Raw genomic sequence first — 12,250 nt, forward strand, 5'->3', positions numbered from 1 at the left:
TTCCCTTCGCCCTTGTTATTCACAACCTAAACCATTGGCGTGTTTGTCAAGGGCGATTGCGTGAGTTAACCACCCAACCACTGATAGAAATCTAGTGAGTTTTCATAGAACTTTTGACATTACCCATTCTAGACATTGATCTCTTGGTAAAGACCCCATCCATATTTTTCACTATAACTTCTTGCAACCTCATTCATATCTTCCGGATATCCCTGCTGGATGGATTCTGCATTAGCAACCCAATCTAGCAGCCCTTTTCCGAAAATAATCGGGTCAATGAATGAATCCGGATGACAGCTTTTGATATTATCACGAGTCGTATGATTCCAATTGGTCAGCGTTTGTACAAGATTTACACCTGGAATTTCCTTTGAGCAAAAATTTGTAGTATCCAGTCCCCAAACACCTGCATCAATTTGCCAATCATAGCCCAGCGATTCGCAAACTTCCGTAATTTCCTGCGTTACTTGATGACTTGCAGATACCATTAAAGTGTTTGTGGAAATGCGGTTTCCAACAATGTCATAGTTTAATACAAATTTAGTATTGTTAAAGATGTCAGGATTGTCCCGTAAAAACTCCCTACTTCCATGCAATCCAACCTCGTGTCCGGACCATGCAATAAAATGCATAGTTCTTTTCTGCCTAATACCCTTACGTGCTAAATTGGCATAATGTTCAGCAAGAGTCATCATCGTAACGATACCACCTGCATCATCGCCGATTCCGGGTCCCCCGGGCACACTGTCAAAATGAGCACAGATAACAATTGCTTCACCCGTTGAATCTGTTCCCGCAAGCGTCCCAATCACATTTGCACAAGCACCTTCGCTTCTGTTATATTGCGCATTGTATTGTACTAATATATCGTGATTATGCTCTAGCAGTTCTAAGGCATCGGAGTATAAAACAACAGCAGTTGGAGGAGCCTCTCCCTCTGTATCGACTGTTTTAAAGTTATAATAAACATCAGGCGGCTCGCTTCCTCCCCAACCCGCCGATGTCGTAAATAATACTGCTGCAGGCTTATATTTAACAAGACGGCGATATATATCATCATCCGGATAATTGTAGTAAGAATCCCTGGCTATTAATAAAACTTTTCCCTCTGGCTCGATTCTTTTAAGAACGGCTTCACTTCCGTCTTGAGCATAAACCAACGGAGCTTCAACCCCATCCAACGGTGTATCACCGGCAAACCAAGCCGCTTTATGAACCAACCCCTGCCATTTTCCATTAATTTTAACCTGTAAAGTTGAAGGCTTTTTCAAGCTGTACATAGGAATATCAAAATGGTGCCTGTTCGTTTCCAGACCCACGTGCGAGAAAGCCTTTTCAATATAATCAGCAGCTCTTTTTGTCGGCTCTGTTCCGGCGATCCTAGTACCGATGTCGGCAAATACTTTCAAATGATTAAATGCAATATTTTGGTCCATTATGTCTCCTCCTTAAAGTTGCCCTTTTACTTGTTACAAACGAATTTTGAAAACTACCTTCCTACCGGTCGTTAGTTATAATATAAATTATACTATTTCTTATGTCAACAATTTTTTTAGTAATTTTGAAATAAGGGAAGGGATTTAGTAAGGATTTCGATATTTCAATGCTTACTGCTATAACTAATTTAACTAAGTGAAGTGTCATCCCAAATAAAGGATAATCCTTTGTTGCGAATGCTAATAAACGGAAGGGGTTTTGTATGCAACATATATCGGTAAAAAGTTCTCCCGCTTAGTCATCAAGGTTAAACTCCTCCTCCCGCCACACTTTTTTTACCGGCTTCTGGTTCAGGTACGACTCGAATTTGGTTCCAAACAGTGTTTCTGGACGCAAATAATTCCTCCAATGCGGATCATGCAGCCATTCCTTCGTCTTCAAGTCAATTACCTTTTTCATGTCCTCCAGAGTAAACCCCTCATTCCAACGTGCACGGATCAGTTCCCGTGTCTTCCTCGTGCTCGGCTTGTAGGAGGAACCTGTTTTGGCATTCAAGTAGTCAACGACCTCGGAAAAGGGTATATGTATTTTCTCTGTAGTAGTCTCTGTAGTAGTCTCTGGTATTGGTCTGGTCAAACTGAGCGGCTCAGGCGCTAAGATTGACCCACTCACCAGCTCACCCTCGACAGGGGGTTGTCCATCTTGATCCTCTCCAATTACCTCATCCAACTTTTCATAGTCCAGCGTGTACCATTTCGTCTGATCCATCTTGGCCTGATTGAACATTGCCGACAGTACCAAACCCTTTTTCTCCAGCGAATTAATTGTGCGTCTCAGCGAGCTCTCCGACCAGAATGGAAGCTGCTCCTGCCACTGGCTGTACGTGTTGTACACCCACTTTCGCCCGTCCCTGTTATATGTGCTTCTCTTCACCCAATAATGCATCTGCTGCAGCACCACTGCTTCATTTACTCCTACTTTCACAGCCAACGACGGAATGATCATGACGGGATGCTCCTGAATTAACAAATTGCTCATTTCACTTCCTCCTTTTTTTTGAGCGGCGAAGTACGGATAGCCTTCTGCATCTACCGCTCCTCTCAACTCTTATATAGGGGGATTGTTGGAAATGGGACACCCTGATGGAGAAAAAATGAAAAACTTGCTCATTGCTGTTTAAGGGCTGAGTGATGTTTCATTGAAAAGGAAAATATCAAACTGCATGAACAAAGGCTATTATGATGCAGGCTAAAGCAATTCAAATCTTCAATGAGAGACCGTCTTTTCATCGATTGTCACCTTGTATAAAGCAAAATGGGGATTAGGGCACGGAACCCCTATCCCCATAATAGCTAGCGCTAAACTCCCTGCTATTTCTTCAACTCCTCGAACAACTTCTTTACCGTAAGAATAAGAGTCTATATTTGTAAATAAGAGTATCTATATTGGTAACCAGCTGCTCCTTCATGACGACTTAAAGATAGGGTTTTAAAATAAATTTAGTAAAATGGACTTACACTCTTTATTTGACAAACCCAAGAGGAGTTACTAGGTTTTATTTTTGATACCTTCTCTATTAAAAAACTCTAAAATTATTTACTTATGGTATGGTTCACCGCACCAACTAAAGCAGCTGTAAAACATGTTATAAATCAAAGCCGGTTGTTCCCAGCTTTATGCCGCTTTTCTTGCTGTTTTCATCTTTAAATAAGACTTATCCCCACATATAAATATTAAACGACGGTTTAGGAAAACCTAGGTTAAAAAGCCAAGACAGGAGGGAGAAAAAAAATGACGGAAAGCCCGAATACAAACAGCAAGACTTTTTGTGCGAGTGAATACGACGTTTTAAAACGAGTAATCCTTTGTCAGCCTCAATATATGACGATCCGCGAAGTAATTAATGAAACGCAGAAGTATTTTATAAATGAAGGTATCCATATTGAACGTGCGCTCGAGCAGCACGGTGAATTTGTCAAAACGCTAAAGAAACATGGTGTCGAAGTTATTTTATTGCCATATCATAAAAAATATCCTGAACAAGTATTTACTCGGGATATTGGTTTTACACTAGGACAAACAATCTTTGTTGCTAAGATGGCGACAGATGTTCGTTCAGGGGAGGAAAACGTTTTAAAACAATGGCTGGAGGATGAAGAAAGCCCTTACTATAATTTAGGCGCGGAACGAATTGAGGGTGGAGATGTTTTGATTGATCGGGAAACAATTTTCGTGGGGCTTAGCAATCGAACTGATCAAAAAGCTGCTGAACATTTACAACGTCTTTTGAATCAATTCAATGTCATTCCCATCCCATTTAAAGAAAAATACCTGCATTTGGATTGTATATTTAATGTTGTTTCACCAGAAGTAGCCCTCGTTTATCCAAATGCTTTAACGAAAAAAGACATTGAATTTCTTGCTTCACGCTATGAATTAATTGAAGTTTCGGAAGAGGAACAATTTCAATTGGGCACAAATGTATTAAGTATTGGCAACAAGCGAATATTTAGTCTGCCGGTCAATGAAAAGGTAAACAAACAACTTTATAACCGGGGATTCCAGGTTATTGAAGTGGATATCACCGAAATCATAAAGTCTGGTGGCTCCTTCCGTTGTTGCACCCTTCCTGTCTTACGGGAAACGTTAAATACAAATATACAATGACCATATAAACACCCTCTAAAGGGTTGTTTATATAGTCATTAGAAATATAATCTCGCTATATAAAAACCACCACCTATTTGTAATAAGGCCCAAAGCGGCATATGCAAAATTGTAAAGCCTCACATAAAATCTAATTTCCCTGCCTTTTCTTCAACTGTTCAACCAGTACCCCGCCTTATCCGCTCTTTCGTCCAGCAGGTCTGTCCCACCCCTGCTGGGCACACAAAAGGGATGCTAAATCGTATATGATTTGCATCCCCAATTGGTAAGTCTTTTTAAATTTTCTTCTTTAGAACGTAACCGTTCTTTTTTAAAAAAACGTCCACTTAATTCTCGGCAAATTTTTCCTCTTCCCACTGCTCTTTATCCTCCGCTTTCATTGCCCGGATTTTATAGATGGCAAACAAAAGAATAAACCACCCCGGAGTGACAAACAATGCGATACGGGTGTCTTCTCCAAGTGCAAGCACGACCAAAATAAATGCAAAAAAAGCAAGGATGAGGTAATTGGCAAATGGGAAAAGCGGCATTTTAAATTTACTCGTTTTGGCTAATTCCGGCCTTGTTTTGCGATATTTTAAATGAGCCAGGACGGTAATTCCCCAAATAAAGATGAAACAAAAAGTGGCAACACTTGTGATTAACGTAAATACTCCTTCAGGCATGATGTAGTTCAAAACAACAACCATCAGTACAACTCCAGCTGAAAAGAACAGTGCATTGAAAGGCACTTTATGGGATGTTACTTTTTTAAAGGCTTGAGGCGCCTGTTCATTTTTGGCAAGTGAGTAGAGCATCCGGCTTGTACTGAAAATGGCACTGTTGCCCGCCGATGCAGCCGATGTAAGAACGACAAAATTGATAATCCCGGCAGCTGCTGCAATCCCCACCGCCGCAAATACTTGAACAAAAGGGCTTTCATTTGGTTTAACAGCCGTCCACGGATAGATGCTCATAATGACGAGCAGTGCGCCAATATAGAAAATAATGATTCTGAGTGGGATATTATTGATTGCTCTCGGAATCACCTTTTCCGGATTTTCTGTTTCGCCTGCAGTGAGTCCTACAAGTTCAATGCCTGCAAACGCAAACATGACCATCTGAAATGAAAGGATAAAACCGGTCATCCCATTCGGAAACATCCCGCCGTGACTCCATAGATTTGTAAAACTGGACGGTCCAGCATCAGTAGAAAAGCCTTTCAAAATCAGAAAAGTGCCGATCACGATTAACGATAAAATGGCAATGACTTTAATGATGGCAAACCAAAATTCCATTTCCCCAAAAAGTTTGACGGTGGCCAGGTTCATCACCAGCAGCAAAATGAGTGTAATGAGACCCGGCATCCACTGGGGCACACTTGGGAACCAATACTGTATATAAATTCCAACAGCTGTCAAGTCAGCCATCGCAATCATCACCCAGCTGAACCAGTAAGTCCACCCAGTGATAAAGGCTGCGGTATCACCAAAATAGTCTTGAACGAAATCAACAAAAGAATGATAGTTTAAGTTGCTTAAAAGGATCTCTCCCAGTGATCTCATAATTAAAAAACATATGGCGCCTGTAATCAGGTAAGCAAATAAAATAGACGGCCCTGCCAGATGTATCGATTTCCCCGCTCCAAGAAACAATCCCGTTCCGATTGCCCCACCTATGGCAATTAACTGTACGTGTCTGTTTTTTAAACCTCTTGATAGATTTTCTTGTTGCATGTGATTGACATCTCCTATTTTGGGATATGGCCATGTTCCGGCTATCCCGTATGTGCCTTTGAATAAATTGACAGTTCCAAGTAAACGATTTCATTATATCAATAAAACTTCTGCTGTTTAGTTTTGAAATGGACTCTGCCGTGACTTCTCTTTTTCTCTTTTTACTAACAGGACTGCTTGTTTTATATTTTATAATATTTTATGGACGTTTCATCTATTAATTTTAACTAATAATACCATAATTATCCATGCCTTTTTGAAATAAATGTCACTTTTTGGGTCTTAATGGTAATTGGAGATCTCTAAAATCCTAATATGTAGGGCTTTGCATTCATAGGATTGGAGGATAAGAAATTGAATTTTACTGTATTCTAATATAACAATTTTTGTGATTCGTTTTTACCTTTAGTACAAATAATTTTAAATCCAACATTTTTTACCGAATTTTATCAGATGCTTCCGTGGCTGCAAACTGAACAAACCCACATAAATCAAAAGAAAAAAGCAGACAGAGAGATAAGCTTTTTACCCCTACCCATCTGCTGCTTTTTCAAAAATTTTGCTGAAAGAATGATATTTTACTTTAACGACCTTTCACCTTACTTATTTCCTTACATACTTATTCTCTGCCGAGGCGCTTCTTCCACGTGTACTTGATCCATCCACTCTTTTCCTTCTAACTGTCTTGTGACAAGCATACTTGCTACGGTATCTCCAGTAGAGTTGACCATGGTTGCAGGCGGATCTACGACGACACCGATGGCTGAAATAATCGGCAATGCTTGTATCGGCAAACCATAAAAAGTCACGATAACCATTTCTCCAATAAAACCTCCGCCTGGAATCCCGCTCATGACAACCCCGGACAATATGGCAATAGCAATAGCTGTGAGAAACGTATCGATTCCGGAATAATCCATGTTAAACACACCAAAAACAAAAGCAATTTTAAGGATGGCTGATAGACAGGATCCATCCATATGAATGGTGGCTCCAAGAGGTAATACGGTTTCCCGGATATCTTTCGGAACGCCGATGTTTTTGGCAGCCTGCAAGTTGACCGGTAAGGTGGCAAAACTGCTTCCCGTACCCAATGCCGTTGCTGCCGGGGTCAGGATATTTTTCCAAAAACGGGTAACTCCCTTTTTTCCTCCCGCAATAAAGGCATACAGGGTAAATCCGATCAAAAAATAAAGAATGGCCACTGGATAATATAGGAGGAAGGCTTGGGCATAATCGCCAATCAACTCCGCACCCATATCTCCTATCAACGCGGCGAAGTAAGCTCCTAATCCGATGGGTGCATAGTACATAATGATTTGAATGATCCTCATAAATATTTCCGATCCACTTTCCAGAAATCTGGCAAATGGTTTGCCGGTTTCACCGGTTAAACCTGTTGCGATACCAATCAGAACAGAAAACACAATGAGAGCGAGCATGTTATTACGCGAGAACAAATCAACAAAATCCGGAACGGTGAAAGTGTTTACAATTTGATCTGAAAGAGTGACCGTTTCTACATTTTCCGGAGTTTCCATAGGGATATCCACACCGGATCCCACCGGAAAAATTATCGTTGCAGCAAGCATCGTAACCGCTGCAATGATTCCAGTAATAATGAAAACGGTAATCATCGATCCCATGATTTTACCCAATCGGCGCATGCTGTCCATGTTGGCTACAGCCGAAGAAATAGAGAAGAATACAAGCGGTACAACGACCATGAAAAGTAAATTTAAAAATAGGTCTCCCAGCGGGCGAATGACGCCTGCCTTTTCACCAAAAATCAGTCCGATGATGGAACCGATAATAATGGAGGAAAGCAGAATTAATGGAAATCGATACGCTTTTAATTTTTTTGCCACAGTTGTTACCCCCTATGTTTGTTTAACTGCTTGTTTTATTCCACGCTTATGTTGCCTGTCATTGGTCTCCGTGGCTCTTGTCATTTTTAGATTGCTGCTGACAGCCAGTCATTGCTATATTTCAGCTGAAACGAAACCAATTACTATTCGGAATCCGATATTAACAAAACGGCTTTTATTTTTTCTTCTGCCGTCACATTCAGTCCTGCAAAACAAACAGGTCTTCATTGAATAACGTATGGTTTGCATATAGGGAAGGAGAACCGCCTGTATGCAGGAACAGAACATTTTCGTCCTTCTTGAACGTTCCATTTCGAATCAATTCAATCAGTCCGGCCATGACTTTCCCGGTATAGACGGCATCTAAAAGGATCCCTTCTGTACGGGCCAGCATTTGTACGGCTTCAATCATGCCTTCTGTCGGAACTGTGTAACCTCCGCCGACAAACTGGTCGTTGCATTGCACGCTTTCGCCGGGAATATCAGCCGGCACGTTCAGAAATTTGGCTGTGTCTTGTGCCAGTTGATAGATTTTGGGAATCTGTAATTCATTTGATCGGGAAACATTGATCCCGGTCACCTGAATGGGCGCATGGTTTCCATGTAACCCGACAATTAAACCTGCTTGCGTCCCTCCGCTCCCGCTGGCTACAACAATATGGTCCATCACGAGCCTTTGTTCAAATAATTGTTGAACAATTTCCTGTGCACAAGCTACATAACCAACAGTACCCAGCTCATTGGATCCGCCGACAGGAATGACGTAGGGGTTTCTTCCTGATTCCCTCAGCTTTTCACTTAATGCTTCCATTTCGGCCTGTAAGTCTGATCCATTGTTTACAACTGTGATCTCTTCGGCTCCAAGCAATTTATATAGAAAATTATTTCCATTTGCGTTTGGATCATAGGCTGTATCTGCACCCTCTTCTAATACAAGCCGGCATTTTAGTCCCTCTTTCACGGCGGCTGCCAATGTCAGGCGGCAATGGTTCGATTGAAGCGCACCGCTAGTGATAATCGTGTCTGCCCCTTTGGCGATCGCATCTGCCATTAAAAATTCCAATTTCCGTGTTTTGTTGCCGCCCCCGGTAAGTCCCGACATATCATCTCTTTTGATAAAAATATCAGGCCCGCCCAGTACGTCCGTAAGCCGGTCCAATTTTTCAATGGGTGTTGGTCCCGGTGTGTATTTTCTTCTTGGTATGTTTGCTAATAACATTTGAATATCCCTGCCTTTTTTGTATGGCTGAACCGCCCGGTGCGAACAGGCAGCTTCCATACTCCTCATGGTTCCATGCTTGACTTATAAGCTGCAAAAATTACTGCCTCTGTCTCGTTTCCATCCTTTTTAAGGACATTCCCATAGGTTTCTCTCTTTTATTAACCTTTTAAATTGACAGAACTTTTTATATGCAAGACAAGCATTTCTAAAATAGATGTTACTACGCCAAATTTTTCATAACCAGATCCATTGGTCCGATCTTCCCGATTGGAGACGATCCCCGGAGCTGCCTTCCCAGGAATCACTGCTTTCGGGATATGCATAGACATCTTGACCGACCGTATTTATGGTATATCTGAATCTGGTTTTTTTTAAAAAAACCCATTAATTATATTGTCGTACAATGAGACGGCAAGCGGTCTCTTTGAATAATATCTTCATAGGTTTCGCGTTCCACCGCAATGTCAGATTGCCCGTTCCTGACAAAGACCACTGCCGGTCTTGGAATCCGGTTATAATTGTTTGCCATGGCAAACCCGTAAGCGCCTGTGCACGACACAGCAAGAATGTCTCCCGGTTGAACGGCGGGGAGTGTATAATCTTTAATCAGCAAGTCACCGCTCTCACAACATTTGCCCGCAATCGTCACCACCTCAGCGGCCGGTTCGTCGGCCCGATTAGCCAGAAGCGCTTCATATTTGGCCTGGTAGAGTGCAGGACGAAGATTGTCTGTCATTCCTCCATCTACGGAAACGTATTTTCTGATGGTTGGCAAATCTTTTACGGACCCGACCGTGTATAGAGTCGTTCCTGCTTCCCCTGCGATGCTTCTTCCCGGTTCAATCCAGACCTCCGGTAAAGGATATGACCTTTCTCCCAATAACTGTTTTACCGCAGAAGCAATGGCATGAATATACGCTTTTACAGGCAATGGCTGATCTTCTTCCTCATAGCGGATTCCAAATCCTCCTCCAAGATTCAACACGGATGCCGTATATTGCAGGCGGTCTCTTATTTCGATCAGAAAATGGGAGAGTCTTTCTGCAGCCGCTTTAAAACCGGTTGTATCAAATATCTGTGATCCAATATGCGAATGCAGCCCAAGTAAGTTGATATGGTTTAATAGCAAGGAATGGTTGACAGCTTCAAAGGCCATCCCGCTTCCCATGTCAAATCCGAATTTGGTATCCTGCTGTCCTGTTGAAATATAATCGTGTGTATGAGCCTCTACACCCGGTGTCACTCTTAACAAAATATTGGCGATGACTCCTTTGTCTCCGGCCAATTCATTCAATAGTTCCAGTTCATAAAAATTATCCACGACAAAACAGCCGATGTTTACATCCAATGCCATTTGAATTTCTTCGATACTCTTATTATTCCCATGAAAATGAATACGTTCAGGCGGAAAGCCGGCCTGTATCGCTGTATACAGCTCACCACCGGAAACCACGTCCAAAGATAGGCCTTCTTCCATGATCACCTGGCTCATTTTCATCGTACAGAAGGCTTTGCTCGCGTATGCTACTTGGAACTGAAGGCCTGTTTCTTTAAAAGCTTCCACGTAGGATCTGCATTTATTTCTAATCAATTCCTCATCGTATACGTATAAAGGCGTACCATATTGTTTCGTCAATTCTACTGCATCACAACCGCCGATTTCTAAGTGACCCTGTTGATTGATTCTGGATGTCCCGTGTAAATACATTTTTTATCCTTCCTCCCTGCTTGATACATTCACCGGTGCTTCTGACATAAGTTCTCCCTCCGCAACAACAACCGCATTCCCCTCCAAGCATATATCTTGAACCTCGTCTTCTGTAATACGGAAGCTGATCGTCAAAACGCCTCCTTTGGTATGAACTTTCACAGGAGACGATACTTTGTCCAACAAGCCTGAAATGATGGCCGAAGCGGTTGCACCCGAACCGCAGGCAAACGTCTCATCTTCTACTCCGCGTTCATAAGTTCGCATCTTGATTTGATGTTCATCACAGATCTCAACTACATTTACATTCGTTCCGCTTGGACTGATGGCCGGATTGTACCTGATCTTTCGGGCCCACTTCATAAAATCTTCGTCCTGAATGTGATCAATAGCCTTTTCCATCACTACCGTATGGGGAACGCCTACCCAGGCAAAATGATAGAAATCATTTTCATCCGAAGGAAAAGGTTGATGAAGATGGAAATCTTTTATCGGGATGGACGGAAATTTAATTTGGACATTCTCACCCAGGATTTTTCCTTCGTACACCCCATTTAAAGTTTCAAATGCCATGACGTCACTAGCTGCACCCATTAAATAGGCATACTTTACAATACAGCGTGCTCCGTTTCCGCACATTTCCCCTTCACTGCCGTCTGAATTAAAATATCTCATTTTAAAATCTGCTATATGGGATGTTTCCAATAACATGAGACCATCCGCACCAATATGGAACCTTCTGGTACAAACAGTTTGAACAAAACGGGAAAGCTCCAAATTGTTCATGATCGGTTCCCGATTATCAATGATAATAAAATCATTCCCGCAGCCATGCATTTTTTTAAATGGAACTTTTCTCAAACGTGAATCCCTCCTTTTACTCTCATGGTGTGTTCCTCTCTTATTTTACAGGCAGAGGTGGTACCGTTTACAACAACTTTTTTCAAAGCACAGGTAAATTTTACTATTTGCAAGTTTCATGCCAGCTCTATGTTTTTTGATAAAAAACCCGTATGTACTGGTGTTTTGGTACAATACTGCTTTCCTGACAGGAGTAGTTTAATATACAAACAAAGCAAAAACTGCCGAAAATTCAGCAGTATACTTTTCTTTTATTTGTTTTGTGATCCGGCAGTTTGTCGAGGGAAAGCACCCATCTGTCATTCTCACTGACTATCATCTCTAATGCCATCCAGGCCTATCAATGGCGGGATATGCTTATTCCGCGGATGTTTTTCTGGGGTTCCCGGAATGCCCGAAGCAGCAATTGTCATAACTGAAAAACTGCGAAATCACCTTTTCTTTCGGAGAAGCGGTAATCCAATATGAAAGTATAAAACCTGACTACAGGTTACAGACGGTCCGTTAGCGTTGGTGCGGACTTTCCTCGAACACCGTGAAATTATGACTTTACCTCCGATGAAACAGCATCCGTTGTCGAATCTATCTTTATCGTGCCGGACAACCACCAGATCTGCCGCTTGGGACTGGGGGTTATGGCTCAAACGACATTTTCCAAGAAACATGCCGAATTTTTGTCGATTCCATGCCGAAAAACCGGCAATGTGCTATTTTAGTGTGATTTAGGCAGATAGTACTACTTTTTGTGCCTGTGCTGATGGAAAAATTTAGC

9 protein-coding genes are annotated in these 12,250 nt (G+C 41.9%); 1 reads left to right on the forward strand and 8 read right to left on the reverse strand.

Features of this window, described 5'->3' with window-relative positions; all coding sequences use genetic code 11:
* Positions 1–128: 128 nt before the first annotated feature.
* Together ACFSCZ_RS11430 and ACFSCZ_RS11435 are read right to left on the reverse strand one after the other, a co-directional pair.
* Complete coding sequence (locus ACFSCZ_RS11430; protein ID WP_380774065.1) at positions 129–1,436, reverse strand: M28 family peptidase; 1,308 nt, start codon at positions 1,434–1,436, stop codon at positions 129–131.
* Between the two features lie 295 nt (positions 1,437–1,731).
* Entirely contained in the window at positions 1,732–2,475 is a 744-nt protein-coding gene (locus tag ACFSCZ_RS11435; RefSeq protein ID WP_380774066.1) for a conserved phage C-terminal domain-containing protein, read from the reverse strand.
* A 753-nt stretch (positions 2,476–3,228) separates the two neighbouring features.
* On the opposite strand from ACFSCZ_RS11435, the gene ACFSCZ_RS11440 reads away from it, so the two are divergent.
* A complete protein-coding gene (locus tag ACFSCZ_RS11440) occupies positions 3,229–4,104 on the forward strand; it encodes a dimethylarginine dimethylaminohydrolase family protein (protein WP_380774067.1) in 876 nt (291 codons plus the stop codon).
* Positions 4,105–4,430: 326 nt separating this feature from the next.
* Here the strand turns inward: ACFSCZ_RS11440 and ACFSCZ_RS11445 are convergent, their stop codons facing one another.
* From ACFSCZ_RS11445 to dapF, 6 genes are all read right to left on the reverse strand, one after another.
* Positions 4,431–5,819 (reverse strand): amino acid permease, encoded by a 1,389-nt coding sequence (locus ACFSCZ_RS11445; RefSeq protein ID WP_380774068.1) that lies wholly within the window; start codon positions 5,817–5,819, stop codon positions 4,431–4,433.
* A gap of 611 nt (positions 5,820–6,430) precedes the next feature.
* The gene (locus tag ACFSCZ_RS11450; protein WP_380774069.1) at positions 6,431–7,687 is read right to left on the reverse strand and encodes a dicarboxylate/amino acid:cation symporter; all 1,257 of its coding nucleotides are present in this window, start codon (positions 7,685–7,687) and stop codon (positions 6,431–6,433) included.
* A gap of 199 nt (positions 7,688–7,886) precedes the next feature.
* Positions 7,887–8,906 carry a D-cysteate sulfo-lyase gene (cuyA, locus tag ACFSCZ_RS11455; protein WP_380774103.1) on the reverse strand — a complete coding sequence of 340 codons (1,020 nt, stop codon included), beginning with the start codon at positions 8,904–8,906 and terminating at the stop codon, positions 7,887–7,889.
* A gap of 161 nt (positions 8,907–9,067) precedes the next feature.
* Positions 9,068–9,238 (reverse strand): hypothetical protein, encoded by a 171-nt coding sequence (locus tag ACFSCZ_RS11460; RefSeq protein ID WP_380774070.1) that lies wholly within the window; start codon positions 9,236–9,238, stop codon positions 9,068–9,070.
* A gap of 59 nt (positions 9,239–9,297) precedes the next feature.
* Complete coding sequence (gene lysA / locus ACFSCZ_RS11465; protein WP_380774071.1) at positions 9,298–10,617, reverse strand: diaminopimelate decarboxylase; 1,320 nt, start codon at positions 10,615–10,617, stop codon at positions 9,298–9,300.
* Positions 10,618–10,620: 3 nt separating this feature from the next.
* A complete protein-coding gene (dapF, locus tag ACFSCZ_RS11470) occupies positions 10,621–11,478 on the reverse strand; it encodes a diaminopimelate epimerase (protein ID WP_380774072.1) in 858 nt (285 codons plus the stop codon).
* Positions 11,479–12,250: the final 772 nt, after the last annotated feature.

Origin of the sequence: Siminovitchia sediminis (genome assembly GCF_042680885.1) — a bacterium.
In the GTDB taxonomy this organism is placed as follows: domain Bacteria; phylum Bacillota; class Bacilli; order Bacillales; family Bacillaceae_C; genus Siminovitchia; species Siminovitchia sediminis.

Coding starts and splice junctions, on each gene's coding strand:
- lysA (WP_380774071.1), bottom strand. CDS start 10,617: ATGTATTTACACGGGACATCCAGAATCAATCAACAGGGTCACTTAGAA.
- ACFSCZ_RS11460 (WP_380774070.1), bottom strand. CDS start 9,238: ATGTCTATGCATATCCCGAAAGCAGTGATTCCTGGGAAGGCAGCTCCG.
- ACFSCZ_RS11440 (WP_380774067.1), top strand. CDS start 3,229: ATGACGGAAAGCCCGAATACAAACAGCAAGACTTTTTGTGCGAGTGAA.
- ACFSCZ_RS11430 (WP_380774065.1), bottom strand. CDS start 1,436: ATGGACCAAAATATTGCATTTAATCATTTGAAAGTATTTGCCGACATC.
- ACFSCZ_RS11435 (WP_380774066.1), bottom strand. CDS start 2,475: ATGAGCAATTTGTTAATTCAGGAGCATCCCGTCATGATCATTCCGTCG.
- ACFSCZ_RS11445 (WP_380774068.1), bottom strand. CDS start 5,819: ATGCAACAAGAAAATCTATCAAGAGGTTTAAAAAACAGACACGTACAG.
- cuyA (WP_380774103.1), bottom strand. CDS start 8,906: ATGTTATTAGCAAACATACCAAGAAGAAAATACACACCGGGACCAACA.